The organism is Streptococcus rubneri, from assembly GCF_004785935.1.
GTDB lineage: Bacteria > Bacillota > Bacilli > Lactobacillales > Streptococcaceae > Streptococcus > Streptococcus rubneri.
The window spans coordinates 962,307-987,805 of the sequence record NZ_SRRP01000001.1; the positions used below are offsets into that span (position 1 = coordinate 962,307).

The window sequence follows — 25,499 nt, forward strand, 5'->3', positions numbered from 1 at the left end:
GTTGAGTAGGGCTGGAAAAGCTGATAAAAAGCGTAGTAGAGCTCACTCAACCACTGCGTCTTGCTCGATAATCAAAAGACAATTGAGAGGCTAGGACTTTTGTCCCAGCCTCACTTTCTTATTCGATTCATGAAAATTTTTTAAAAGAATGGATCGTCATCTTTGATCACTTGAGCATCCTTACGTTTGCGAGGTCCGAGGCCGTACTTTTCTCTTTCAAGATCTTCTTTATAAGGCAAAGAGAAGGCACACAGGCAATAAATAGCTAAGCCTACAAGCCCATAAAAATGAAAGATACTAAAAAGCACAAAGAGAAAACGCAATAGGTTTGCATCGAGCCCAAATCGATCCGCTAGTCCAGCAAATACTCCAAAAACGATTCTGCCTCGACGTACTTTATAAAATGTTGGATTCAAGGGCTTACCTCCTATTATTTTAGAACAGTATATCCCGAAATCAAGTCACTGTCATCAGACTCAAGGCCGATTTCCTAGTTTAGTTGTACCTTGATACCTGAGTAGTCCTCTGCACTGGCCACAGCGGTACTTTTGAAGATTAATCTGCCGCTTTCTTCTGAATTCTTGCCCACAGCTCGTACAAACATAAATCTTATAGTTTTCCTTATCAACTGAAGGGGCATAACGCAAGCCATCTACCTCTTTGAGCAAGGCCTTGAAATCTTGGTCCTGATGGCGATACCCCTTTTTCATGTAATAGAGATGATAGTGGCACAATTCATGGCGAACAATCTTTCGAAAAATTTCCCAGCCAAATTCTTCTAGTATTCTAGGATTGAAATCTAGATGACCATCTTTAGGAAAGAAGCGACCACCGGTCGAACGCAGGCGATTATTCCAGATGGCTTGATGAAGAAAGGGGCGGCCAAAATCTTCCAACGATACTTCTTGAACGTATTTAGTCAGATTCATGTGGTGCCAAGAGGGAAAGATTTACTTTTTCCCGTTCTAAATCAATCTTGTAAACCCAAACGGTCACTAGGTCGCCAACTGAAACAACTTGACTTGGATGCTTGATAAATTGCTGGCTCATCTGTGAAATGTGGATCAAACCATCTTCATGAATTCCAATATCGACAAAGGCCCCAAAGTCAACAACATTGCGGACAACCCCTTCTAATTTTTGACCAATCTTCAAGTCCTTCAAATCAAGAACATCCTGGCGAAGGACGGGAGCATCAAAAGAATCACGTAAATCACGACCAGGTTTGAGAAGATCTGCGACAATATCTTTCAAGGTCTCAGGGCCAATTTCAAGCTCCTGGGCCATAGAAACTATGTCAATTTGTTTTAATTTGGCTTGGGCTTCTTCATCCATCTCTCTAATCCCTAGTAAGGTAAAGAGCTTCTTAACTGCAAGGTAACTTTCTGGATGGACCCCTGTCCGATCAAGGAAATTCTCACTTTCTGGAATCCGTAAGAAACCAGCTGCTTGTTCAAAGGCCTTGGCTCCCAGACGAGGTACTTTTTTAATTTGCGCCCGAGAGGTGATTACACCTTCTTCTTCCCGGTATTTCACGATGTTCTCAGAAATGGTTTTATTGAGACCAGCCACGTGAGACAAGAGGGCTGGACTAGCAGTGTTTATATTAACACCGACTTGGTTTACTACGGTATCGACAACGAAATCAAGGCTTTCAGATAATTTCTTCTGGCTGACATCGTGCTGGTACTGGCCGACTCCGATTGATTTTGGATCAATCTTTACCAACTCAGCCAATGGATCCTGCAAACGACGTGCAATGGAGATGGCTGAACGCTTTTCAACCGTCAGTTCCGGAAACTCATGGCGAGCCAATTCACTAGCTGAATAAACAGATGCACCACTTTCATTCACAATGACATAACTCACATTTGGAACTTCCTTGAGGACTTCCGCAACAAAGGCTTCGCTTTCTCGACTTGCCGTTCCATTCCCAATCGCAATGATTTCCACGCTGTATTGACGAATCAACCGTTTCAGTTCTTCTTTGGCAGCTTCAATTTGTGCTGCTTTAGCCGGTGCAACAGGATAAATCACCTGAGTGGTTAACATCTTTCCTGTTTGATCGACAACAGCCAATTTGGCTCCTGTCCGGAAAGCTGGGTCAAAGCCTAAGACCACGCGCCCCTTGAGGGGAGCAATCAGCAAGAGGTGACGAAGATTTTCAGAGAAAAGTTGAATGGCCCCATCTTCTGCCACTTCTGTCAATTCTGTCCGAATTCGACGCTCCATAGCTGGTAGCATCTTCTTTTTCAGAGCCTGGTTAATGACTTCTTCGATGTGGCTATTCTTCGATTTAAATCGGGCTTCAAAGTGACGAATCAAACGGTCTACAGGATGCTCAAATCCAACCTTCAATACCCCTAGTTTTTCTCCACGGTTTAAGGCAAGGGTCCGATAGCCCTGCATATTTGCAATCTTCTCAGAAAAATCATAATAGATTTGGAAGACTTGCTTCTCGTCCTTGCTCTCATCCTTCAAGCTAGAGGTTATCAAGGAATGCTTGCGGATTTCCTGGTAGGTGAGGTTGCGCAATTGCGGGTCTTCTGCAATCGCTTCGACTAAAATATCGATTGCTCCAGAAAGGGCATCTTTTACAGTTGGAAAAGCTTCTGATAAAAATTCCTCTGCTACTCTTTCCAAATCCTTTTGATCTTGAAGAATCATCCGAGCAAGCGGGAAGAGCCCTGCCTCACGCGCAATGGTAGCCTTGGTCCGGCGTTTTTCCTTGTAGGGAAGATACAACTCTTCTACATCTGCCAGTTTTTCAGCCTGCTCAATCGCTTCTTTTAGGGCTGGGGTGAGTTTCCCAAGCTCCTCGATCTTAGCCAGGACAGTTTCTTTCCGATCAGCCAAGGCTGTCAAGGACTTGTCCATATCGATAATGGCTTTGATCGCTACTTCATCTAGATTCCCAGTAGCATCTTTTCGATAGCGGGCAATAAAGGGGATGGTGGAGCCCTCTGCTGTTAAGGTCAAAACGGTATCAATTTGTTTAAGACTCACGCCCAATTCCTGGGCTATTTTTTCATATTTTTCCATAGCTTCTATTATACCATAGAAAGCCCTCTATTCCGCCCTTCCATCCTGTTTTGCACTTGATTTCCCCTCTTTTCTGAGAATTTGATATAATGAGAAAAAAGAAAAGGAGACCTATTCATGGCTATTAAATTTTCAAAAACAGACGATTTAGATAAACTCTTTGAGGAATTTGCCATCTTACCAGATTCCCCTCAAGTCACTTTCCCAGATGAGAAGAAGGAAGCAACTAAAGGGCAAAAAGAGCAGAAGGATTCTGACAAATGAGTTTCTTCCAACAGCTGCCAACCAGTGTCCTTCAAGCTGGAGCAATTTTTCTTTCAATTATGATTGAAGCCCTTCCTTTTGTTTTGATTGGAAGTCTCATTTCAGGGGCAATCGATGTCTATATCACCCCCGAAAAAGTCTACCGAGCTCTTCCCAAAAATAAATGGGCGAGAATTCTATTTGGGACCTTGATTGGCTTTATTTTTCCTTCCTGTGAGTGTGGTATCGTCCCCATTGTCAATCGCTTTTTAGAGAAGAAGGTGCCTAGCTATACAGCTGTGCCCTTCCTAGTGACAGCTCCGGTTATTAACCCCATTGTGCTCTTTGCTACTTATTCTGCCTTTGGGAATTCCATTCAAATGGCTCTCCTACGAGCTATCGGATCGATCCTGGTAGCGACTGTTCTGGGGATTTTCCTAGGATTTTTCCAAACCGCTTCTATTCAACGGGTCAACCGCAAGGAAGTCCATGTTCATGACTTTTCAAAACTATCCGCCGGTCAACGCTTCTTTCAAGTATTTGTCCAGGCCATTGATGAGTTTTTCGATACTGGACGCTATCTGGTCTTCGGTTGTTTATTTGCCAGCGTGGTTCAGGTTTATGTGCCAACTCGCGTGCTGACTTCTATCTCCGCGACGCCACTCCTAGCCATTCTTCTCCTTATGCTTCTCTCCTTCCTCCTCTCTTTGTGTAGTGAGGCTGACGCCTTTATTGGCTCTTCCCTCCTCTCAAGTTTTGGCTTGGCTCCTGTTCTAGCCTTCTTGGTTATCGGACCTATGCTAGATGTCAAGAACCTCTTGATGATGAAGAATTATCTGACCAATCGCTTTATTGTCCAATTCATTAGCATCGTTAGCCTAGTTGTCTTGGTTTATGCTTGGTTTGTGGGGGTGGTCCTATGATTCGATTTCTCATTTTAGCAGGCTATTTCGAAATTACTATGTATTTGCAGCTTTCTGGCAAGCTCAACCAATACATCAATATGCATTATTCCTATTTAGCCTATATCTCTATGATTCTTTCCTTCATCCTGGCTGTCGTCCAGCTCTATATCTGGATGAAGAATCTACCCGTTCATAGTCACCTAACCAGTAAAAAAGCTAAAGTCATGAGTATTCTTCTGCTCCTGATTCCCTTAATTGTAGGGATTGGCTTCCCGACTGTGACCTTAGATTCCCAAACGGTTTCAGCCAAGGGCTATCATTTCCCCATTGCGGCTGGCTCTTCTAAGGATATTCAAAATGACGAGGGAACAACCAACCAATATCTCAAGCCTGATACCAGCAGTTATTTCACCAAATCCGCTTATGAATCTGAGATGAGGGCTGCAGCTAAGAAGTACCTCAAGCAGGATCATATCCAGATCACGACAGAAAACTATATGGAAGTCATGGAAGTCATCTACGACTATCCAGATGAATTTGCAGGGAAAACCTTTACCTTAACCGGCTTCATTTATAAGGATCCCCAGGATCCGGGTAGCCAGTTCCTTTTCCGTTTTGGGATTATCCACTGTATCGCCGACTCGGGTGTCTATGGTTTGTTAACCAAAGGGGCCTCTCAAACCTATGAAGACAATACCTGGGTCCAAGCGACTGGAACTCTCAAGATCCAGTACCATAAACAACTTGGCCAAAGCCTTCCTGTCTTAGATATAGAGGAAGCTCACTCAGTAGAAAAACCCGCCAATCCTTATGTTTATCGGGTATTCTAGGCAGTCTATCACTCAACAGGTTGTGACCTTTCGGTCCAACCTTTTTTTCGTACTTTCTTTCCTTTTCTTTCCTATGAAAGTCAGGATACTTTTACTTTCAAAGAGAAATTTTCTGAATTTTATGGTAGAATATGGTTTATCAAGTTAGAAAATAGGTATGAACATGTCTTCAAAAGTAATTGTAACCATTTTCGGGGCCAGTGGAGATTTAGCCCACCGCAAGCTCTACCCTTCCCTTTTTAGACTCTACAAAGCTGGAAATCTTTCCGAGCATTTTGCAGTGATTGGAACTGCTCGTCGTCCTTGGAGTAAAGAATACTTTGAATCCGTTGTCGTTGAATCCATTTCGGATTTAGCAGATAGTTCTGAACAGGCGCAAGAATTTGCTAGCCATTTTTACTACCAAAGCCACGATGTCAATGACACGGAGCATTACATCAAGCTTCGTGAACTCCAAAATCAGCTCAATGATACCTACCAAGCTGACCATAATAAACTCTTCTTCCTATCCATGGCACCTCAATTCTTTGGAACCATTGCCAAACATTTGAAGTCTGAAGGCATTGTGGATGGAAAAGGTTTTGAACGTTTGATCGTTGAAAAACCATTTGGTACAGACTTAGAAACAGCTAGCCAGCTCAACAAAGAACTGGAAGAAACATTTGAGGAAGAGCAGATTTTCCGGATTGACCATTATCTTGGGAAAGAAATGATCCAGTCCATCTTTGCCCTCCGTTTTGCCAACCTGATCTTTGAAAACATCTGGAACCGAGACTATATCGACAATGTTCAAATCACTTTCGCAGAACGGCTAGGAGTTGAAGAACGTGGTGGCTACTATGATGAATCTGGTGCCCTCCGCGACATGGTGCAAAACCATACCCTTCAATTGCTCTCACTCTTGGCTATGGACAAACCAGCTTCCTTCACCAAAGAAGACATCCGTAAAGAGAAGGTCAAGGTTTTTGAACAATTGGTCAACCCTTCTGAAGAGGAATTAAAGAAACAATTTATCCGAGGTCAATACCGCTCTGGAAAAATTCAAGGGAAAAAGGACATCTCTTACCGGAGTGAACCAAATGTCAACCCTGAATCCATGACCGAGACTTTTGCTTCTGGGGCTTTCTTTGTAGATAGCGATCGCTTCCGTGGAGTACCTTTCTTCTTCCGTACCGGAAAACGTCTGACCAAAAAGGGAACCCATGTCAATGTCGTTTTCAAACAGATGGACTCTATTTTTGGTCAAGAACTTGCACCAAATGTGCTCACTATCTACATTCAACCGAATGAAGGTTTCTCACTCAGTGTCAACGGGAAAGAAGTCGGCGAACAATTCCAGATTGCTCCCATATCTTTTGACTATGAAACGGATGCGACAGCGACCGGTGCTTCTCCAGAGCCTTACGAAAAGTTGATCTATGATGTCTTGAACAATGACTCTACCAACTTCAGCCACTGGAACGAAGTTAGAGCCTCTTGGCAGTTAATTGACCGAATCGAACACATGTGGTCTGAAAATCAAGTGCCTCTTCATGAATATAAATCTGGAACCATGGGACCTCAAGCTTCCTTCGACCTATTGAAGGATTACAATGCGGAATGGGTCTGGCAACCAGCAATTGAAGAATAAATCGTTCAACTGACTAAAAGTGCAACAAAAAAACTCATCTCTTTCTAGAGATGAGTTTTTTGCTTATATCAAGCCTTCTAACAAGCCACGCATAAAGTTTTCAGAATTGAATTCACCGATATCATCGATTTTTTCACCAAAACCGATTAATTTCACTGGAATATCCAATTCTTCTCGAATCGCAAGAACCACTCCTCCTCGAGCTGTTCCATCAATCTTAGTGAGAACGATACCGGTAATCGGAGTAATCTTTGAGAATTCCTTAGCTTGAACCAGTGCATTTTGTCCTGTGGAAGCATCTAGGGCCAAGAAGGTTTCATGAGGGGCCGTAGGATCCACCCGTTTGATAATGCGACCGATTTTTTCTAATTCGGCCATCAGATTGTCTTTGTTCTGCAGGCGACCAGCTGTATCAATCATCAAAACATCGACTTGCTCTGCCACGGCCCGTTCCATTCCATCAAAGACTACACTTGCAGGATCTGATTTTTCAGGACCTGTGACAACGGGCACATCCACACGGCGTCCCCATTCAGCCAACTGAGCAACGGCGCCTGCTCGGAAGGTATCTGCTGCGACCAACATCACCTTTTTTCCTTCCTTCTTGTACTTATGAGCCAGTTTTCCGATTGAGGTTGTTTTCCCAACGCCATTTACTCCCACAAAAAGCATGACGGTCAAGCCGTCTTTAAAGTTGATTTGCTCATTGTATTGGCCATCTTTTTCATAGAGATCCACCAATTTTTCAATAATCACGCGACGCAAAGCATCCGGTTTTTTGGCATTTTCCAAGCGTGCTTCATATCGGAGCTCTTCCGTCAGATTCGAAGCGACCTGGACTCCGACGTCACTCATAATCAAGAGTTCTTCTAACTCTTCAAAGAATTCTTCATCGACAGAACGGAAGTTAGCAAAGAAGGCATTAAGAGCTGCTCCAAAGCCGGTCCGAGTTTTCTTCAAGCTCCGATTGTATTTTTCTTGAACCGTTTCTGTTGGTTCAGCAATCTCTGGATCACTTGTCGTTTCTTCTACTACAGACTCTTCTTCAACTTCTTCTGAAATTTCAGGTTCGCTAGTAGGTTCCTCTACTGACAATTCTGCTTCAACCCCTTCTGAAAAATCGGATTCGTTAGTAGGGGCCTCTACTGGTGATTCTACTTCAAGCTCTTCGGTTACTGCCTCTGAACTTTCAGCTGTTTCTTCTTCAAGAATTGGTGCTTCCTTTACCACTTCCAATTCTGGCACAACTTCAGACTCTTCTTCAACTACCTCCTCAGGTTCTTTGGAAGAGCTTGAAGTCTCAGCTTCTGTATCTGGCCTTTCAAGAACTTCTTCTTCAAGGGTTTCTTGGGCAAGATCTGATGAAGAATCTAGCTGCTCCTCATTCACACTCACTTCTTGTGAAGCTTCTAGTTCTAAAGTCTGGTCTTCAGTCACAGGAGCTGGCTCAGCTACTTCCTCAGGAGAGGTATCCTGCTCTACTTGAGAAGGGGCCTCTTCCTCGACAGCTGTATCCTGTTTGACAGGCTCTTCTGTAGGTACTTCTTCACTAAATGCTTTCGACTCTTGAGCTGATTGCGCTGATTCGGCAGCCATTCGCTCTTTCAATTCCGCATAGTAGGCTTCCATTGCCGAAATCTTAGCATCATCACTTTGTGAAGCCTTACTTGTTTCTGGCTCAACTAAGGAACTTGCTTCCTCAGGACTTTCCACAAGCTCTTCTGTATGATCTTGGGCTTGTGGTTTTGCTTCTTCTTTTCTTCCAAATAGTCGGTCAAATAATCCCATTATTGACCCTCCTTCAATACATATTCTTCAATCGCTCTTCCGACTGCATCTTCATCATTGGTGTAGTCCGAAACAAGGGTAGCGATTTTCTTCACCTCATCCACCGCATTGGCCATGGCGATTCCTAGTCCTGCCCATTTTAACATGCTGGCATCGTTGGCCTCATCACCACAAGCCATGACTTGACTAGCATCGATTCCTAAATACGCAACCAAAGCCTCCAAGCCTCGATCTTTTTGAACACCTTTGGGGCACCATTCCAAGAGCATGTCTCTGGATTTAAAAATCTCAAAACGCTCCCCTAAGTCAGGAGAAATCTTTGAAATAGCTCCATCCAAATAGTCCTGTTGAAAGGCTGTCACACACTTATTATAAGCTATCTGACTGGACAAATCCTCAATAGAAACAGGAATAAAGTTCAAGTAAGGATTATAGAGAGGGTAAAGAGATTCTTGATCAGATGCCAGTGTATAAACATTCCCCTCACTAATGGCGTCTAGGGGCAAACCAAGGGCCTCTGTCTCTTCATAAATGCGGACGACATCATCTCGAGAGAAAACTGTTTTCGCAATGATCTCTCCTGTATTCTTTTGTACCAAGCCTCCATTAAAGGTAATGGTGTATTCATCCGACAAGCCGGCTGTTCCAATCTCTTGGAGCAGAAAATCCATGGCCTTGAGAGGACGTCCCGTCGTCAAAACCACCTTGACCCCTTTTTCTTGAGCTGCACGAATGGCAGCCAGGTTCCGAGGGGAGATTTTCTTTTCTGAATTTAAGAGAGTACCGTCCAAGTCTAGTGCGATAACCTTAATCTGATTCATAATTCTTCCTCCATATAGCGCAGGACAGATCCTGTCGAATGATGGGGCAATATGGTTTCAGCCAATTCCAAAATCTCTGGACGGGCATTTTCTGGTGCAATTGGATGGCCAACAACCTGCATCATATGAAGATCATTGAGATTATCTCCAAAAGCTAGGACTTGGTCTCGACTAATGCCCAACTTATCCATTAGGGCTTGAATGGCGACTCCCTTGTCCACATAATCCAAGACAATATCAATACACTCATAACCCGTCGTCATGGCCTTAACACCCTCAACATTTTGGGTAACCCAGGCCTCACCTTCCGCTAATACTTCTTGGTCAAAATTGGTGGTCATCTTAAAGACAAGATCATCAATTTCTGAAAAATCTGACACCATTTGAATGTTTTCATTGTAATTTTGCGAAGCAGTTAGATAGTCTGGATCAACGGTCTTTAAAACATAGCTCCCGCGTTTTCCCGTTAATAAGCACTTATTTTTATCAAAATAGGGACTTTCCTGCAACTTAGCAAACATGGCTTGATAAAAATCTGGACTCATGGTCGCTTCATAGACATCTTCACCATGAAACTCAACAACACTGCCGTTTTCAGCTATGAAAATAATCTGATCCTGGACCTCTTTAAAGATTGTCTTCAAAGAGAGGAGAGGCCGACCACTTGCTGCCACAAAGTAGGTCCCTTTTTCTTGAAACTTCTTTAGTACCTTTAGGAATAAAGCTTGATCAAATTCATGATTTTCATCCAAAAAGGTCCCATCCATGTCTGTTGCGACTAATTTAATTTCCATTATCCATTCCTTCTATATCTTTCAGCTTCACAGATACAATCTTAGAGACTCCGGATTCTTGCATGGTCACTCCATAGATGGAATCTGCTGCAGCCATGGTTCCCTTACGGTGGGTAACCACGATAAACTGACTTTCCTTATCAAAACGATTAAGATAATCTCCAAACCGTTTTACATTGGCTTCGTCTAGAGCCGCTTCTACCTCATCCAAGATGACAAATGGAATAGTCTTGACACGAATGATTGAGAAGAGTAACGCCAATGCTGACAAGGCTTTCTCCCCACCACTCATCAAATTCAAGGATTGAATTTTCTTACCAGGCGGTTGGACAGAAATCTCGACCCCAGCTGACAAGAGATCTCCATCCGTCAAGATAAGATCAGCTGATCCTCCCCCAAACATCTGTTTAAAGGTGACTCGGAAGGATTCACGAATCGCTTCGAATGTAGATTTAAAGCGTTCTTTCACCTCATCATTCATGTCATTAATGGTTTCGAGAAGAAGATTTTTGGCTGCCAAGACATCTTCTCGTTGTCCGGAAAGGAAATCAAATCGCGTCTTGACCTCATCGTATTGTTCGATAGCATCAATATTGACAGGTCCTAAGGCTTTAATCGCTTTCTCCAAGTCTTTTAAGGCTTGCTCAGACTGGGCTAGATTTTCTAGCTCATTGGCCTGTTTAGACGCTTCCTCAAAACTCATCTTGAATTCATCGGTCAGAGCTAACATCAGTTTATTTAGCTTATCTGCCAAGCGATCGCGATTGGATTCTGCTTTAGCCTGGAGACGAATCCACTCCTCATTTTGACGACGGGCTTGTTCCATATGACCCGCCACATCTTCAGACTGACCTTCCAAATCCTCTAATTCAAATTGCTTACGAATCACAGCTTGTTCCAGAGCGGTTTTCTCTTGAAGGCTTGCTTGCAGTTGTTTTTCAAGGATAGAAACATCGATTTGCTCATGTCGATCTTCTCCCTGCTCAATCGCATATTGGAGAGCCTGGATTTCCCGTTCAGTAGAAGCCAACTCTTGCTGCAAGCGTTCGGCATCTGTCTGGTCATAGGTCAATCGACTCTTCAACTCTGTTTTCTGTAATTGGAGCTTGGCAATGGCTGCTCGTAAATTTTCAATTTTCTCGACAACGACATCTTTATTGAGCTTAACTTCTTCAATCTCAGCAGTGACTTGCTCTTTTTCCGCCCCAATTTCTTTCAGTCGCGCTTGCAAGTAATCCCGTTTTTGGAGAAGCTCTTGGTCGCTACCTTCATCCAGCTCTGTACGGATAACTTCTAACAGTTCTTGGGCATCCAAGAGTTGCTGGTGAGCTTGCTCAAAAACCAGTTGAAGGCGTTGCTCTTCTAGTCGAGCCCCTTCTCCTTGGCCTTTCAAAGATTCTAGTTTTTCTTGCGATTGACTCACTTGGTCCTGTTGCTCTTGCACTTGTCCTTCTACTTCTCGCAAGTTCTTCTGAAGAGAAGCCAATTCTTGGTTCAAGCGATCCAGTTCTGGCTTGATAAAAATCGAATTATTGGTTCGATTCGCACCCCCTGCATAGGATCCACCTGTGCGAAGCTCAGTTCCATCGAGCGTTACAATACGAACTTGGTAGGCAACCTTGCGGGCAGCCGCCTTGGCGTGCTCAATCGTATCAAAAATAGCCGTGACACCCAAAAGGTTTTGGAAAATCGACTCGAGGGAAGGATCATAGTTCACCAAACTGCTAGCCATCCCTAGGAATCCTGGACAGGCTTCAATCAGTTCTTGATTCTTTCCTGCAAGGAAGCGTGGTTTAATAGTAGTCAAAGGAAGGAAGGTTGCCCGACCCGAGCGATTCTTCTTCAGATGTTCGATTGCCCGTGTTGCTGCTCCTTCGTCTTCTACGATAATATGCTGACTGCTGGCTCCCAGAGCAATCTCTAAGGCAGTCTGATACTCTGGTGAAAAGGAGAGCTTTTCACTGACAGCCCCCACGATCCCACCTAAGCGAGCCGCTTCTTGTAAGACACTCTTCACACCCGCATAAAAATTGCTATGATTTTTTTGAATCGCCTCTAAACTGTTAATGCGAGCCTGTTTTTCCTTACTTTGATCCAGTAAATCAAACATCTTGGCTTGCGCCCTTTGATAAGCCTGGCGAGCTTCCTCAAACAATTTTGCCTCTGACTGATAGGTTTCAAGCAAGTGTTTCAGATGCTCTTGAGCTCCTTGATAAGCTTCTTGAGCAACCTGCTCTTTTTCCTGCAATTCTGTCACCATTTGGATTTGATTTTTGTAATCTTCCTTTTTACTTTGTGACAATTGAACTGAGGCTTCCAATTGATTTTCAATGGTTGTTAACTCGTTTGACCGCTCCGCTTCATCCTGCATCAAGGCCACGTATTTTTCACGTAAATAATCAATCACCTGATCTGGATCTTCTGAGAAGCTGGCCAACTCTTTCTCCAGACCTTCAAGAGCTTCTTGACTCTTTTGCAATTCTTCTTGAAGACTCTTTGTATTGGCTTGTTTTTCTTCCAACTGATTCCGAAGAACTTGTAGGCGTTCTTCCAGACTATTGACCCGCTCTTGATTTTCCTGACGGCTTCGGGCGACCTGTTGCGACTCCAAGCGTGCCAATTCGATTTGTTTTTCCAAATCACTTAAAAGGCGAGTCAATTCTAAGAGACTAGCTTGATCATCCGATAATTGGTGCTGAAGGGCCTGACGACTCTGTTTCAAGCGGAGGCTTTCTGCTTCATACTCTTCTCTTTTCTGGTAATAAGCCTTTAATTGTTCCTGAATGGTAGCTTCTTCTTGGACGGCTTGATCATAGTCTTTTTTATTGACTTCAATTTGTGCGATCAAAACATCCAAATAGAGAATTTGGCGTTGTTGATCCAATTTTAAGAAACGTTTGGCCACAAGCGCTTGCTTTTCAAGAGGTTTTATTTGCCCTTCTAATTCAAAAATAATGTCTTCCAGACGGTCCAAATTATCTTGGGTCTGAACCAACTTAGCTTCCGTTTCCTTGCGACGAGTCTTAAATTTAAGAACTCCCGCCGCTTCCTCAAAAATAGCCCGTCTCTCTTCTGGTTTGGAGTTGAAGATTTCCTCGACCTTCCCTTGGGAAATAATAGAGAAAGAATCTCTCCCAAGTCCAGTATCCATAAAGAGATCATGGACATCTCTCAAACGGACTTTCTTACCATCAATCTTGTACTCACTATCACCCGAGCGATAAATATGGCGCTCCACTCGAATTTCCTTAGCAGCATGTTTGATAAAAGCGTCTCGGTTATCGAGCACCACTGTTACACAGGCATAGTTTAAGGGTTTACGGGTTTCAGTCCCTGCAAAAATAACGTCAGGCATCTTGCCACCACGCAAACTCTTGACGCTTGACTCTCCTAAAGCCCAGCGCAAACTTTCCGTAATATTCGATTTTCCAGATCCATTTGGGCCAACAACTGCCGTTACCCCTTGGTCAAAGACGACTCGAGTCTTGTCTGCGAAAGACTTAAATCCTTGAATCTCAATTTCCTTTAAATACATGAGGGATCCACCTTATTCTCCACAGCTTTTTTAGCTGCCTCTTGTTCTGCAGCCTTTTTTGACCGGCCACGGCCTTCACCGATTACTTTTCCATTTACAGTGACCTGAACTTCAAATTCTTTAGCATGAGCAGGACCTGACTCGCTCGTCACTTCGTAGCTAATTAGCACATCACCATGAATCTGGAGCAATTCTTGTAAGCGTGTCTTATAGTCTATCACTTGTTCAAATTGTCCCGCTTCAACTTTAGGAATCATGACTTGTTGAATGAATTCTCGAACAGCCTCCACTCCCTTATCCAAGAGCAAGGCTCCTAGAAAAGCTTCAAACAAATCTCCTAAGATGGTGTCGCGGTTCCGTCCACCAGATTTTTCCTCTCCCTTGCCAAGTTTGATAAATTGATCGAAACCACAATCACGGGAAAAACCTGCCAGGCTTTCCTCACGAACAATCATGGAACGCATTTTTGACAAATCACCCTCTGGCTTACTTGGGTAGAGGGCAAATAAATATTCGGAAATCACTAACTGGAGAACAGCGTCTCCTAAAAATTCCAAACGTTCATTATGTGAAATTTTTAAGAGGCGATGCTCATTCGCATATGAGGTATGTGTAAAAGCTGTTTCCAACAATTCTGTATCGTCAAAAGTCAGACGAAATTTCTCAGCAAGGAGGTTATATAAGGCTTGCATCACGTTACTACTTTCTTTCTTCATTTATGCATCTGGATCGAATCCTGTGACCTATTCTGTCCAAAAGATACACCCCTCTATTATACCAAAAAAGAGTGCGTATCGCACTCCTTTCCCTTGTTTTCAAGATAGGATTTAGGACCTTTTCTTTCCTTATCTTATTCTTCTTTATCCGGAATCACTTTGAACAAATAATAGCTTATAAAAATAGTTAATCCCACTAGACCTAATTTCACAAACCAGAGTGGAGCCAGGTAAATGGAAATCCCCATCAAAAGATAAATTTGTAAAATAATTCGTTTTTTCCGCTTCTTAGAGATCGACTTTGTTTCCCGATAATCTGCTACATAAGTTTGGTACAACTTGGTCCCATGCAACCATTTTTCAAAGCGTTGAGAACTCTTGGCAAAACAAGCCATAGCTAATAAAAGAAATGGGGTCGTTGGTAAAATAGGTAATGGAATCCCAATAATCCCTAATCCTAAGGAAATAAACCCTACTGTTATATACACATATTTCAAACTAACTGCTCCTATCCTTCCACTCATTTCAAGCTTACACTACTGACCTAAAAGAGGCTGAGACAAAACTCCTAGCCTCTCAATTGTCTTTGGATTGTCGAGCAAGACGCAGTGGTTGAGTGGGCTCTACTACGCTGATTTCATCAGCTTTATAGCCCTACTCAACTGTGCGGAGGTGGGACGACGAAATCGAATTCTAACGAATTACCGATTTCTGTCCCACTCTCTTTTTAATCATTTAGATATCTACTAATGGAGTCGCTGTATCCGGAGATGTATCCAACACTTCAAAATCATGACCTACTGCCAAATCTGCTCGAGCCAGTTGATTAACCATGGTCATATGGGCCAATTCCTTGATATTGTTTTCCTTGGATAAGTGGCCCAGATAAATTTTCTTAGTCTTATTGCCTAGGGTCCGAATCATGGCATCCGCACCATCTTCATTAGAGAGGTGACCCAAATCGGATAAAATCCGCTGCTTTAATCGCCAAGCATAAGAGCCAGCTCGTAGGATTTCCACATCGTGGTTGGACTCGATCAAATAGCCATCTGCATTTTCAACAATCCCTGCCATTCGATCACTGACATAACCTGTATCCGTCAGCATGACAAAACTCTTACCGTCTTTCATGAAACGATAGAACTGGGGAGCAGCTGCATCGTGGCTGACACCAAAACTTTCCACATCCAGATCTCCAAAGGTTAGGGTCTTGCCCATCTCAAAAAGATGTTTCTGGGAGTCATCCACCTTCCCAAGGTACTTGCTTCCCTCCATAGCCTTCCATGTAGCTTCATTGGCGTATAGGTCCATCCCGTATTTGCGTGCTAGCACACCAATTCCATGGATGTGATCCGAATGTTCATGTGTGATAAGAATCGCATCCAGATCTTCAGGTTTGCGATCAATCTCTGCAAGCAAACCTGTAATTTTCTTCCCGGATAAACCTGCATCTACAAGTATTTTTTTCTTAGGTGTTTCTAGATAGAAGGAATTCCCACTTGATCCAGAAGCTAGGATACTGTATTTAAATCCTTTTTCATCCATTGGTTTTCTTATTCATCCTCATTATCCCATCCATCATCTAGGATAGCATCTTTATCATATGGTAGAACAATCGTGAAAGTAGAACCTTTTCCATATTCACTCTTGGCCCAAATAAATCCTTTGTGCTGCTTGATAATTTCCTTCGCAATGGCAAGTCCTAAACCAGTCCCACCCTGGGCGCGACTACGTGCCTTATCCACGCGATAAAAGCGATCAAAAATACGAGGCAGGTCTTTCTTAGGAATACCCAATCCTTCATCAGATATGGAAATAATCAATTGGGCATCTGTCGTCTTCATCCCTACTCGAATTTCCCCACCATCAGGAGAATACTTAATGGCATTATTCAGGATATTGTCAAGGACCTGTGTCATCTTATCCGTATCAATTTCTACCCAAATTGGAGAAATAGGATATTCACGAATGATATCATATTTTTTTTCACCTGCCTGACTCTTCATTTTATCAAAACGGTTCAAAATGAAGGTAATGAAGGCTGTAAAATTGGTCAACTCAATATCTAACTGACTGGTCTCATTGTCAATCCGTGAAAGACTCAACAAATCCGTCACCATCCGCATCATACGATTGGTTTCCGTCAGGGAAACCTTGACAAAATCTGGAGCTACTGGCTCTGAAATGGCCCCATCATCTAAGGCTTCTAAGTATGATTTGACACTGGTCAAAGGAGTCCGAAGCTCATGGCTAACATTCGAAACAAACAAGCGACGTTCCCGTTCTTCTTTGTCTTGTTCTGTCGTATCGTGCAAGACGGCTACTAAACCAGAAATGAAACCAGATTCTCTCCGAATCAAAGCAAAGCGAACCCTCAAAGAAATGTATTCACCATTCTCATCTAGAGAATCGATGGTCAACTCTGGAACATTGGTAATTAGATCTCGTAGTTCATAATCTTCCCCAATCCCTAACAAATCCAGAATACTGGTATTCATAACCTCTTCGACAACCACATTGAGCTGTTTAGCTGCCATCTCGTTGACCAAGATAATTTGTCCACGACGGTTGGTAGCCAAAACTCCATCCGTCATATAGGACAGGATACTAGTCAATCGCTTGGTCTCTTGCTCTAAATTTTCATGGGTCAAACGAATGACTTCGGATAAATCATTGATATTATTAGAAATCTCTGTTAGTTCTGGACTTCCTTGCAAATCGATAATATCCGAATATTCACCCGAAATCAGACTCTTAATTTTTTCATTCAATAGACGTAGCTTTAGATTGTCTCGTCGATTCTCTAAAACTAATAAAGCAACTACAATAATAAATCCAAGTGTGATTAGAACAAAGACAAAATTGTAGGAGGTGAAAAATTCCTTTAATTGATTAGTCATTGTTTCTCATATAATAGCCAACACCACGGCGCGTTAAAATATACTCTGGACGTCCAGGAATATCCTCAATTTTTTCACGTAAACGACGAATGGTAACATCCACTGTCCGAACATCTCCAAAATAATCGTAACCCCAGACTGTCTCAAGCAAGTGCTCACGGGTCATTACTTGTCCCACATGAGTAGCAAGATGGTAGAGCAATTCAAATTCCCGATGCGTTAATTCTAATTCTTTTCCTTTTTTCTGAGCCAGGAAAGCATCTGGAATAATTTTTAATTCCCCAATACTGATCTCTGATTCCGACTTAGAATCTGTTTTCACTTCCACAACTAATTCTGTCCGACGTAGCAAAGCTTTAACCCGAGCTTGCAACTCACGATTTGAGAAAGGCTTCGTTACATAGTCATCCGCACCTATCTCAAGACCAATGACCTTATCAAATTCTGTATCTTTCGCAGAAAGGACAATAATCGGAACATTACTGGTCTTGCGAATGGTACGAGCTACTTCTAAACCATCAATCTCAGGCAACATGAGATCCAAAATCAAAATATCTGGATTCTCTGCCTCAAAAACAGCCAAGGCCTCTTTTCCATCAAAGGCTGTTAGCACTTCGTACCCTTCTTTAGCCATGTTAAATTTAATAATATCCGAGATTGGTTTTTCATCGTCTACGACAAGGATTTTCTTCATTCCCATACCTACTTCTTTTTTTATTTTTGTTCTTTTACTTCTTCAAATCTCTGTCTTTTCATTATAGCAAAATTCTAGAAAAAAGTGGAGTACTGGCTTAATTTGTTTTGAAAGATAAAAGCACTAATTTGAAAGAATTACCCAGATTTACTAGCAAATAACAACCTGATTCAAGTTGAAACTTGCGGACAAGTCTTCCTATATTTTCTAAGGAAGTAAGCAAAAAGCTGAGACAAAAATCCTCAGCTTTCCTTTTAATCATATTTATTCTGATACACGAGATTTGTTAGCAATATCTGCAAGAATCGCTTCAACAAATTCATTAACAGATACAGTTTGCGTTTCTTTTTGTCCATAGCGACGAACGTTGACAGTTCCATCTTCCATTTCCTTGTCACCAACAATCAATTGATAAGGAATCTTGCTAGTTTGCGATGCACGAATCTTGTATTGCATTTTTTCGTTCCGTTCATCCACCTCTGCACGGACACCACGGTCACGGAGCTTCTTCGCCACTTCCCAAGCGTAGTCCACGTGTTTTTCGTTAGATACTGGGATGAGAGTTACTTGGTGTGGCGCAAGCCATGTTGGGAAGGCACCCTTGTAGTTCTCAATCAAGATAGCTGTGAAGCGTTCCATAGTCGAGATCACCCCACGGTGAATCATGACTGGACGGTGCTCTTCACCATCTGCTCCAATATATTTAAGGTCGAAGCGTTCTGGCAACAAGAAGTCAAGCTGAATCGTAGAGAGGGTCTCTTCTTTTCCAAGAGCAGTCTTAACCTGGATATCCAATTTTGGTCCGTAGAAGGCTGCTTCCCCTTCAGCTTCAAAGTAGTCCACGCCCATCTCATCAAGGGCAGCACGAAGCATCGTTTGGGCATTTTCCCACATTTCATCGTTATCAAAGTACTTGTGAGTATCTTGAGGGTCACGAAGAGAGAGGCGGAAACGGTACTCGTCTAGGTTGAAGTCTCCGTAAACATCAATAATCAATTGAAGAGCACGTTGGAATTCTTCTTGGATTTGTTCTGGAGTCACAAAGAGGTGGCCATCATTCAGAGACATTTCACGGACACGTTGAAGCCCTGTAAGAGCACCAGATTTTTCAAAACGGTGCATCATTCCAATTTCCGCAATACGGATTGGCAATTCACGGTATGAGTGAACATGGTGTTTGAAGACCTGGATGTGGTGTGGGCAGTTCATTGGACGAAGGACGAATTCTTCACCATCTCCCATATCCATAGTAGGGAACATGTCTTCTTGGTAATGATCCCAGTGACCAGAAGTCTTGTAAAGTTCTACAGAAGCAAGTGGTGGAGTGTAAACGTGTTGGTAGCCTGAAGCTAGCTCCTTATCTACGATGTAGCGTTCCAATTCACGACGGATTGTCGCCCCATTTGGCAACCAGAAAGGCAAACCTTGTCCGACTTCTTGAGAAATCATGAAGAGATCCAGTTCTTTACCGAGTTTACGGTGGTCACGTTCTTTGGCTTCTTCTCGCATTTGAAGGTAGTTTTTCAGATCTTTCTTGTCAAACCAAGCTGTACCATAGATCCGTTGCATCATCGCATTATCACTATTCCCACGCCAGTATGCACCAGCCACGTTGAGAAGGTGGAAGATTTGGATGCGACCAGTTGATGGAACGTGAGGCCCACGGCAGAGGTCAACGTACTCACCTTGACGGTAGATGGTCAAACCACCCTCGTCTTCTGAGTGCTCTTCGATCAATTCCAATTTGTATGGGTCATTTTTAAAGATTTCACGAGCTTCATCTTTGGTTACTTCTTCACGAATTGATGGGAAGTTTTCTTTAACGATTTTCTTCATTTCTTCTTCGATGCGAGGAAGATCTTCGTTAGAGATTTGACCAGCTTCATTGTCCGTATCGTAGTAGAAACCATCTTCGATAGCTGGACCTACACCCAAGTGAATATCTGGGAAAAGGCGACGAGCTGCTTGTGCAAACAAGTGTGCTGCGGAGTGACGTAAGATTGGTAGAGCATCTTCGTGATCTGGTGTCACGATTTCGATGCTTCCATCTTCAGTGATCGCACGAGTAGTGTCGATGAGTTTGCCGTTAAATTTACCAGCAAGAGCTTTTTTAGCTAGAGAATTGCTAATTGATTGAGCAATTTCAAAAGTTGTAACGCCAGATTCGAATTCACGAACAGCGCCATCTGGGAAAGTAATTTGAATCATGATTTTCTCCTTTTATTGTTTCATAGTTTCTAAGCATTGACTTTTTATTAGCAGACTACTTCCTAGTCTGAATGTTCAGCTGCTTTTCTTTATCAGAGAGGAAGTTTTCCATTTCCGTCAGGATGTCTATCTCCAAACGTTGAGAAAGTTCTACTAGCCACCAGATATTTTCTGAAAGTTTATGTTCCAGTGTGTATGGTGTTTCATCCTAGTAGCGTCCTTGCTTGGTCATCACTAATCGTTGGAAATTTCCAATATCATTCGATAAAGCCAAGAGGTCTTCTTCTACCGTCCACTTGGAATCATGATGCTTAACTTCCAGATCGTGATAAGCTTGTCGGATTGCCCAACTGCGCTCCACTAATTCTTGCAACTCCATAGTAAGTCTCCTCATAAAAAAATTGCGACATCCAAAAAGGACGTCGCAACGTGGTTCCACCTTCATTTATGTTCCTCAAAAAAGAGGGACACCTCTGATTGGCTCTAACGTGGCCACCGTTTTATGTTTGCATAAAAGTATCTTGAGTAGTCCCAAATCTATCCTCTACGCGATTTCCAGCTCCACGCGCTCTCTATCAGATTTCCTAGATTTGATATGTCTCTGACTAGTATTATAGCACGATTGGAATATTTTGCAAGTGGAAAAATCTTCTCCCATCATCAAGAGGCCCTATTAAGGACCTCTTAATTCTATCGTTATCTCTAATCTAACAATTTGGTGATGTTGCGAATCTTTTTCACCTGTTTAAAGGATCCTTTCATGATTCTCACAGAACCATTCACAGGCATAGCAATGACTTTTTGTGGGATTTTTACGATCGACTTGGTTACCCGTTTGGTACGACTTTCTTCCGGATGACGTTCGTTATAAAAATCTTTAGAAATGATGGCGTCTAGATAGAATTCATAAACTCTGCGACCAAAGTTTGTAGCGGAGATCTCGTATAGTTTATTCTCCCACTTACTTTCATCCTTTGCTGGTGTGGCTAAGGTCGCATCCAAAATAGCTGCTGCCAAATCCTCTTCATGATTATACAAGGTTCCAAACATTCGATCATCGATAACATTTTTTAAATACGGATTGTTATGAGCAATTAATGGCGTCCCACTGGCGATGCTTTCCAAGTAGGTCAGGCCTTGGGTCTCACTAGTCGAAGCTGAGATAAAGAAATCCGCAGCCTTATAGTAGAGGGCTGTTTCATTTGGTGGGATCATTCCTGTAAAGACGACCGACTGCTCAATTTCCAATTTTTGCACCTGGTTCTTTAAATCCCCTAAATAAGGTCCATCCCCTGCTACAATCAGTTTAACCTTTGGATTTTCAGCTAAGACTTCAGGAAACGCTCCAATGACCGCTTGGATATTTTTCTCATAGGAAACTCGAGACAAACTTAGAAGCATAATCTCGCCCTCTAGAATCCCCAATTTCTCACGTAGTGCTTGTGTCTCAACACTAGTAATTTCTGGCCGCTCAAATTTAGCTAGTTCAATCCCAGTCGGAATAATCCGCTTTTCAGCCTTAACCTTATATTTCAGCAAGAGGTCATACACAATTTCACTCGGGCAGATTACCCCATCCAAGTCATTCATATAACCACGAACGATGTATTTGACCATACTCGGTCGGATGACCAACCCTTTGGCAATATAGCGCACATAATCTTCGTACTGAGTATGATAGGTATGAATCACTGGGATCCGTAACTCCTTAGCGATCCAAACCCCTAGTAACCCTAAGGAAAACTCTGTTTGCGTATGAATGATATCCAGTTGATATTGCTTGGCAATGGCTAAAGCCTTGGTAAATCCACGATAGGCAATCCGCCGATCCTTAAAAGCAAAAAAGGGAACACTTGGAATTCGAATAATCTGCCAATCTTCATAACGATTAACATCTTTGTCAGTTGTCGTAAAGATAAAAACAGTATGCCCCAATTTCTCTAACTCTGTTTTAAGAGTTCGAATACTGGTCGCAACACCAGAAACTTGAGGAAAATATGTATCTGTAAATAATCCAATACGCATATTACATCTCCAATACTTGCTGGTAGGCTTTTACTAATTGATCAGCGACCAAATCAATTGATCGACTTTGAGCTACTCGGTAACCAGCGTCCCTCTTGTCCACTTGTCCAGACAAAACTTTTTCAAGGGAGTCTACAAATTCATCCACTGAATGACAGAGCTCCGCAGACTGGTCATCTACCCATCCATGATAGACAGGAATATCTCTCAGAACAACATGCTGGTGACCTGCTAAAGCTTCTAAAACGACAATCCCTTCTGTCTCTTCGTAGGAAGGGAAAAAGAAGGCGTCCGCTCCTGTCATCGCCCCTTGGAAAACAGCTCCTTTAAAGTAGCCTGGAAATTCGACATTGCTTGGATGATCTTTCTCAACAAGCCTCCTGATCTTGCGAGGAATAATCCATTTATTGATGGAACCTAGCCAAATAAAGCGGACATCTGGCATTCTACGAGCCACCTCAACAAAGTCCTCAATCCCTTTTCGTCTAAAGTAGAGCCCTGCACAAAGTACGACCTTCTGTCCTTCCTGAATCTTGAAGTGTTTCCGAAAAACCTCTTCTTTTTTGGGATCTTTTTTGTATTTGGACAAATCAATCCCATTGGAAACAGCGACAATCGGGGTTTTCACCCCATAAGATTGGATCAATTGCTTGGAATACTCAGAGGGTGTAATAATAAAGTCCGCTTTTTTATACATATGGGCTAAATATTTTCCAAATAAAGGAGCAAATAAATTGGACCCAATAAAGGAATTTTGGAAATCCTCTCGTGTCGAATGCCCATGCATAATGACCTTTTTTCCACGGCGTTTGGCAGCATGTAAGAGCAACAAACTCCGAGGTCCATAGGTATTTATGTGAACGACATCATAGTCTCCTAAAATATCTGTTGTGTATGGAATCCCTGCCAAGTCCAAAGCATGCATTTGATGCTGGAGGGCACGACCAATCCCTGACTTTTGTAGGACAGATTTTCCTTCTAAATACAGTAATACTTTCATACCATCTATTATACCTGATTTAGAAACCCCCTTCAAGTTTTACCCAGATTTCATAGATGTAAAGAAAAAAAGGAAGCTCCTAACTTCCTTTTCAATTCTTATTTTTTTGTCGTTCCACATTGACTGATGGTATGAGCAAGAAGAACTTCTCTTTCTTCCAATTCTTCCTTATGCATAATCTTGGTCAACATACGCATGCTAATAGCCCCCAAATCATAAAGAGGTTGTCCAACTGTTGAAAGATTTGGACGGGTGTAACGGGTGATTTGAGAATCGTCGCTGGTAATCAACTCAAAGTCTTCTGGAATCTTCACTCCTTGATCTGCAAGACCATTGAGCAAACCTGCTGCTAATTCATCCCCAGTCACAAAGGCTGCCGTTGCTTTTGAAGCAATAATTCGTTCTGCTAAATTATATCCTTCTTCATAACGGTATTTGGATTCAAAGACCAAGCCTTCGCTATAAGATAATTTCTTAGCTTTAAGAGCTTCTTTGTATCCCGTTAAACGAATCTTGCCATTGATATCATCCACCAAGGGACCACTGACAAAAGCAATTTTCTTATTACGTTTTGCCAAATGAGTCACCGCATCAATAGTAGCTTGTTGGTAATCAATGTTAACACTTGGCAATTGATGTTCCACATCAACTGTCCCCGCCAAAACAACAGGGGTCCGTGAACGTGAGAATTCAGAACGAATCTTCTCTGTCAAATGGTAGCCCATAAAGATAATGCCATCCACTTGTTTTGAGAAAAGAGTATTTACAACAGAAACTTCCTTGTCATCATCTTCGTCACTATTAGCAAGGACAATATTGTATTTATACATTTCCGCGATATCATCAATCCCTTTTGCCAAAGTAGAAAAATAACTATTGGTAATATTCGGGATGACAACACCAACAGTTGTTGTTTTCTTGCTGGCAAGTCCACGAGCAACTGCATTCGGACGATAATCTAAGCGTTCAATGACTTCCAATACTTTTTTGCGAGTATTTTCTTTAACGTTCTTATTTCCGTTTACTACACGGCTAACAGTCGCCATTGAGACCCCTGCTTCACGCGCGACATCATAAATGGTTACGGTATCGTCTGTATTCATAATACTTCCTTTCATTTTTTGAAAATATCGTTTTCAGTCTCCTACAACAACCATTTTACCACTTCTTGTAAACACTTTCAAGCTTTTTAACATCTTTTTGCAAACTCTTGATTTTTTAGGGAAAATTTGCCAAAATAATATCAATAGAAAGAAGGTAGCTTATGTCTAAATTAGATCAAATTGTAGCATTTCTTGAAACTGAAAATGCAGATATCGCCGTTATCTCCGATCCTGTTACGATAAACTACTTAACAGGATTCTATAGCGATCCTCACGAACGTCAACTCTTCTTGTTCGTCTACCCCAACCACGAACCACTTCTGTTTGTTCCTGCTCTTGAGGTAGAACGGGCGACAGCAGTTGTGAACTTCCCTGTCGTTGGCTATGTTGACTCAGAGAATCCTTGGGAAAAAATCAAAGGTGCTAGCAACAATCCAGAAGCCAAAAAAGTCGCTCTTGAATTTGATAATCTCATCTTGACTAAATACAATGGTCTTCGTTCTGTCTTTGAAAAAGCAACATTTATCAATCTTAGCCCTCGGATCAACCGTATGCGCTTGATCAAATCAGCTGACGAAATTCAAAAGATGTTGGTTGCCGGTCAATATGCAGATAAGGCTGTCAATATGGGCTTCCAAGCTATTTCATTAGACAAAACCGAGACTGATATCGTCGCAGAAATCGACTTTGGCATCAAACGCTTGGGCTACGAGATGAGCTTTGAAACTATGGTCTTGACTGGTAACAATGCAGCCAATCCTCACGGTATTCCTGGAAGTAACAAAATTGAAAAGGATGCCCTCTTGCTCTTCGACTTGGGATGTATGGTCAACGGCTATGCTTCAGACATGACGCGAACAGTTGCAGTTGGAAAACCAGATGATTTCAAAAAAGAAATCTACCACTTAACTCTAGAAGCTCAACAGGCTGCCCTGGATATGATCAAACCTGGTGTGACAGCTCACGACGTCGATCGCGCTGCTCGCAGTGTCATTGAAAAAGCAGGCTACGGCGAGTACTTCAACCACCGCCTCGGTCATGGAATCGGGATGGATGTTCACGAATTCCCATCTATTATGGAAGGAAATGATCTGGTTATTGAAGAAGGAATGTGTTTCTCTGTTGAGCCCGGTATCTACATTCCGGGAAAAGTAGGAGTTCGGATTGAAGACTGTGGTTATGTGACAAAAGACGGTTTTGGTCTCTTCACTGAAACTAGCAAAGATTTGCTATATTTTGATTAAGATAGAAAAGGAGATTGTTTT

23 protein-coding genes are annotated in these 25,499 nt (G+C 42.4%); 5 read left to right on the plus strand and 18 right to left on the minus strand.

Annotation, left to right across the window (positions count from 1 at the left end; all coding sequences use genetic code 11):
- Positions 1 to 140: 140 nt before the first annotated feature.
- The 3 genes from E5S68_RS04880 to E5S68_RS04890 are packed head-to-tail and all read right to left on the minus strand — an operon-like array spanning position 141 to position 3,042.
- Positions 141 to 416 (minus strand): PspC domain-containing protein, encoded by a 276-nt coding sequence (locus tag E5S68_RS04880; RefSeq protein ID WP_126404577.1) that lies wholly within the window; start codon positions 414 to 416, stop codon positions 141 to 143.
- Positions 417 to 476: 60 nt separating this feature from the next.
- Complete coding sequence (locus tag E5S68_RS04885; protein ID WP_135782582.1) at positions 477 to 929, minus strand: SprT family protein; 453 nt, start codon at positions 927 to 929, stop codon at positions 477 to 479.
- Positions 916 to 3,042, minus strand: coding sequence for a Tex family protein (locus tag E5S68_RS04890; protein WP_135782583.1), 2,127 nt, complete (start codon positions 3,040 to 3,042; stop codon positions 916 to 918). Before E5S68_RS04890 ends, E5S68_RS04885 begins: the two co-directional genes overlap by 14 nt.
- Before the next feature lie 117 nt (positions 3,043 to 3,159).
- Here E5S68_RS04890 and E5S68_RS10515 point away from each other — a divergent pair, with 117 nt between their 5' ends.
- From E5S68_RS10515 to zwf, 4 genes are all read left to right on the plus strand, one after another.
- A complete protein-coding gene (locus E5S68_RS10515; RefSeq protein ID WP_167470831.1) occupies positions 3,160 to 3,306 on the plus strand; it encodes an SPJ_0845 family protein in 147 nt (48 codons plus the stop codon).
- Complete coding sequence (locus tag E5S68_RS04895; protein WP_135782584.1) at positions 3,303 to 4,208, plus strand: permease; 906 nt, start codon at positions 3,303 to 3,305, stop codon at positions 4,206 to 4,208. The genes E5S68_RS10515 and E5S68_RS04895 overlap by 4 nt, the downstream gene beginning before the upstream one ends.
- Positions 4,205 to 5,020: a TIGR03943 family putative permease subunit gene (locus E5S68_RS04900; protein ID WP_135782585.1), complete on the plus strand. Its 816-nt coding sequence runs from the start codon at positions 4,205 to 4,207 to the stop codon at positions 5,018 to 5,020. The genes E5S68_RS04895 and E5S68_RS04900 overlap by 4 nt, the downstream gene beginning before the upstream one ends.
- Before the next feature lie 163 nt (positions 5,021 to 5,183).
- Complete coding sequence (gene zwf / locus E5S68_RS04905; RefSeq protein WP_135782586.1) at positions 5,184 to 6,650, plus strand: glucose-6-phosphate dehydrogenase; 1,467 nt, start codon at positions 5,184 to 5,186, stop codon at positions 6,648 to 6,650.
- A 63-nt stretch (positions 6,651 to 6,713) separates the two neighbouring features.
- Here the strand turns inward: zwf and ftsY are convergent, their stop codons facing one another.
- The 15 genes from ftsY to ccpA form a co-directional block, all read right to left on the minus strand.
- Complete coding sequence (gene ftsY, locus E5S68_RS04910; protein ID WP_135782587.1) at positions 6,714 to 8,438, minus strand: signal recognition particle-docking protein FtsY; 1,725 nt, start codon at positions 8,436 to 8,438, stop codon at positions 6,714 to 6,716.
- Entirely contained in the window at positions 8,438 to 9,259 is an 822-nt protein-coding gene (locus tag E5S68_RS04915) for a Cof-type HAD-IIB family hydrolase (protein WP_135782588.1), read from the minus strand. The genes ftsY and E5S68_RS04915 overlap by 1 nt, the downstream gene beginning before the upstream one ends.
- Positions 9,256 to 10,053 carry a Cof-type HAD-IIB family hydrolase gene (locus tag E5S68_RS04920; protein WP_135782589.1) on the minus strand — a complete coding sequence of 266 codons (798 nt, stop codon included), beginning with the start codon at positions 10,051 to 10,053 and terminating at the stop codon, positions 9,256 to 9,258. Before E5S68_RS04920 ends, E5S68_RS04915 begins: the two co-directional genes overlap by 4 nt.
- Positions 10,043 to 13,588 (minus strand): chromosome segregation protein SMC, encoded by a 3,546-nt coding sequence (smc, locus tag E5S68_RS04925; protein WP_135782590.1) that lies wholly within the window; start codon positions 13,586 to 13,588, stop codon positions 10,043 to 10,045. Before smc ends, E5S68_RS04920 begins: the two co-directional genes overlap by 11 nt.
- Entirely contained in the window at positions 13,579 to 14,280 is a 702-nt protein-coding gene (gene rnc, locus E5S68_RS04930; protein WP_135783099.1) for a ribonuclease III, read from the minus strand. Before rnc ends, smc begins: the two co-directional genes overlap by 10 nt.
- 158 nt (positions 14,281 to 14,438) lie before the next feature.
- Positions 14,439 to 14,828 carry a YbaN family protein gene (locus E5S68_RS04935; RefSeq protein WP_398575107.1) on the minus strand — a complete coding sequence of 130 codons (390 nt, stop codon included), beginning with the start codon at positions 14,826 to 14,828 and terminating at the stop codon, positions 14,439 to 14,441.
- 211 nt (positions 14,829 to 15,039) lie between these two features.
- Positions 15,040 to 15,849, minus strand: a complete 810-nt coding sequence (locus E5S68_RS04945; RefSeq protein ID WP_135782591.1) for an exodeoxyribonuclease WalJ — start codon at positions 15,847 to 15,849, stop codon at positions 15,040 to 15,042.
- Between the two features lie 8 nt (positions 15,850 to 15,857).
- Entirely contained in the window at positions 15,858 to 17,204 is a 1,347-nt protein-coding gene (gene vicK / locus E5S68_RS04950; protein WP_135782592.1) for a cell wall metabolism sensor histidine kinase VicK, read from the minus strand.
- Positions 17,197 to 17,898, minus strand: coding sequence for a response regulator YycF (yycF, locus tag E5S68_RS04955; protein ID WP_135782593.1), 702 nt, complete (start codon positions 17,896 to 17,898; stop codon positions 17,197 to 17,199). The genes vicK and yycF overlap by 8 nt, the downstream gene beginning before the upstream one ends.
- A 264-nt stretch (positions 17,899 to 18,162) precedes the next feature.
- Complete coding sequence (gene thrS / locus E5S68_RS04960; RefSeq protein WP_135782594.1) at positions 18,163 to 20,106, minus strand: threonine--tRNA ligase; 1,944 nt, start codon at positions 20,104 to 20,106, stop codon at positions 18,163 to 18,165.
- A 55-nt stretch (positions 20,107 to 20,161) separates the two neighbouring features.
- Positions 20,162 to 20,296, minus strand: coding sequence for a nucleoside triphosphate pyrophosphohydrolase family protein (locus E5S68_RS10680; protein WP_234697691.1), 135 nt, complete (start codon positions 20,294 to 20,296; stop codon positions 20,162 to 20,164).
- An 18-nt stretch (positions 20,297 to 20,314) separates the two neighbouring features.
- On the minus strand, positions 20,315 to 20,485 hold the full coding sequence (locus tag E5S68_RS04965; protein ID WP_200773477.1) for a nucleoside triphosphate pyrophosphohydrolase family protein: 171 nt from the start codon (positions 20,483 to 20,485) through the stop codon (positions 20,315 to 20,317).
- Positions 20,486 to 20,808: 323 nt separating this feature from the next.
- Positions 20,809 to 22,131, minus strand: coding sequence for a glycosyltransferase family 4 protein (locus E5S68_RS04970; protein WP_135782595.1), 1,323 nt, complete (start codon positions 22,129 to 22,131; stop codon positions 20,809 to 20,811).
- 1 nt (position 22,132) lies between these two features.
- The gene (locus E5S68_RS04975; protein WP_135782596.1) at positions 22,133 to 23,131 is read right to left on the minus strand and encodes an LTA glycolipid anchor biosynthesis glycosyltransferase, IagA/BgsA family; all 999 of its coding nucleotides are present in this window, start codon (positions 23,129 to 23,131) and stop codon (positions 22,133 to 22,135) included.
- A 98-nt stretch (positions 23,132 to 23,229) separates the two neighbouring features.
- Positions 23,230 to 24,234 carry a catabolite control protein A gene (gene ccpA / locus E5S68_RS04980; RefSeq protein WP_135782597.1) on the minus strand — a complete coding sequence of 335 codons (1,005 nt, stop codon included), beginning with the start codon at positions 24,232 to 24,234 and terminating at the stop codon, positions 23,230 to 23,232.
- 161 nt (positions 24,235 to 24,395) lie between these two features.
- On the opposite strand from ccpA, the gene E5S68_RS04985 reads away from it, so the two are divergent.
- The gene (locus E5S68_RS04985; RefSeq protein ID WP_135782598.1) at positions 24,396 to 25,478 is read left to right on the plus strand and encodes a M24 family metallopeptidase; all 1,083 of its coding nucleotides are present in this window, start codon (positions 24,396 to 24,398) and stop codon (positions 25,476 to 25,478) included.
- The last annotated feature ends 21 nt before the right edge of the window (positions 25,479 to 25,499 follow it).

Excerpts from the sequence above, each read along its gene's own strand:
- E5S68_RS04945 (WP_135782591.1), bottom strand. The coding sequence starts at position 15,849 with ATGGATGAAAAAGGATTTAAATACAGTATCCTAGCTTCTGGATCAAGT.
- E5S68_RS04985 (WP_135782598.1), top strand. The coding sequence starts at position 24,396 with ATGTCTAAATTAGATCAAATTGTAGCATTTCTTGAAACTGAAAATGCA.
- smc (WP_135782590.1), bottom strand. The coding sequence starts at position 13,588 with ATGTATTTAAAGGAAATTGAGATTCAAGGATTTAAGTCTTTCGCAGAC.
- E5S68_RS04935 (WP_398575107.1), bottom strand. The coding sequence starts at position 14,828 with ATGAGTGGAAGGATAGGAGCAGTTAGTTTGAAATATGTGTATATAACA.
- E5S68_RS04900 (WP_135782585.1), top strand. The coding sequence starts at position 4,205 with ATGATTCGATTTCTCATTTTAGCAGGCTATTTCGAAATTACTATGTAT.
- E5S68_RS04970 (WP_135782595.1), bottom strand. The coding sequence starts at position 22,131 with ATGCGTATTGGATTATTTACAGATACATATTTTCCTCAAGTTTCTGGT.
- E5S68_RS04885 (WP_135782582.1), bottom strand. The coding sequence starts at position 929 with ATGAATCTGACTAAATACGTTCAAGAAGTATCGTTGGAAGATTTTGGC.
- E5S68_RS04975 (WP_135782596.1), bottom strand. The coding sequence starts at position 23,131 with ATGAAAGTATTACTGTATTTAGAAGGAAAATCTGTCCTACAAAAGTCA.
- E5S68_RS04965 (WP_200773477.1), bottom strand. The coding sequence starts at position 20,485 with ATGGAGTTGCAAGAATTAGTGGAGCGCAGTTGGGCAATCCGACAAGCT.
- rnc (WP_135783099.1), bottom strand. The coding sequence starts at position 14,280 with ATGCAAGCCTTATATAACCTCCTTGCTGAGAAATTTCGTCTGACTTTT.
- vicK (WP_135782592.1), bottom strand. The coding sequence starts at position 17,204 with ATGACTAATCAATTAAAGGAATTTTTCACCTCCTACAATTTTGTCTTT.
- ftsY (WP_135782587.1), bottom strand. The coding sequence starts at position 8,438 with ATGGGATTATTTGACCGACTATTTGGAAGAAAAGAAGAAGCAAAACCA.
- yycF (WP_135782593.1), bottom strand. The coding sequence starts at position 17,898 with ATGAAGAAAATCCTTGTCGTAGACGATGAAAAACCAATCTCGGATATT.
- ccpA (WP_135782597.1), bottom strand. The coding sequence starts at position 24,234 with ATGAATACAGACGATACCGTAACCATTTATGATGTCGCGCGTGAAGCA.
- E5S68_RS04915 (WP_135782588.1), bottom strand. The coding sequence starts at position 9,259 with ATGAATCAGATTAAGGTTATCGCACTAGACTTGGACGGTACTCTCTTA.
- E5S68_RS04920 (WP_135782589.1), bottom strand. The coding sequence starts at position 10,053 with ATGGAAATTAAATTAGTCGCAACAGACATGGATGGGACCTTTTTGGAT.
- zwf (WP_135782586.1), top strand. The coding sequence starts at position 5,184 with ATGTCTTCAAAAGTAATTGTAACCATTTTCGGGGCCAGTGGAGATTTA.
- thrS (WP_135782594.1), bottom strand. The coding sequence starts at position 20,106 with ATGATTCAAATTACTTTCCCAGATGGCGCTGTTCGTGAATTCGAATCT.
- E5S68_RS04890 (WP_135782583.1), bottom strand. The coding sequence starts at position 3,042 with ATGGAAAAATATGAAAAAATAGCCCAGGAATTGGGCGTGAGTCTTAAA.
- E5S68_RS04895 (WP_135782584.1), top strand. The coding sequence starts at position 3,303 with ATGAGTTTCTTCCAACAGCTGCCAACCAGTGTCCTTCAAGCTGGAGCA.
- E5S68_RS10515 (WP_167470831.1), top strand. The coding sequence starts at position 3,160 with ATGGCTATTAAATTTTCAAAAACAGACGATTTAGATAAACTCTTTGAG.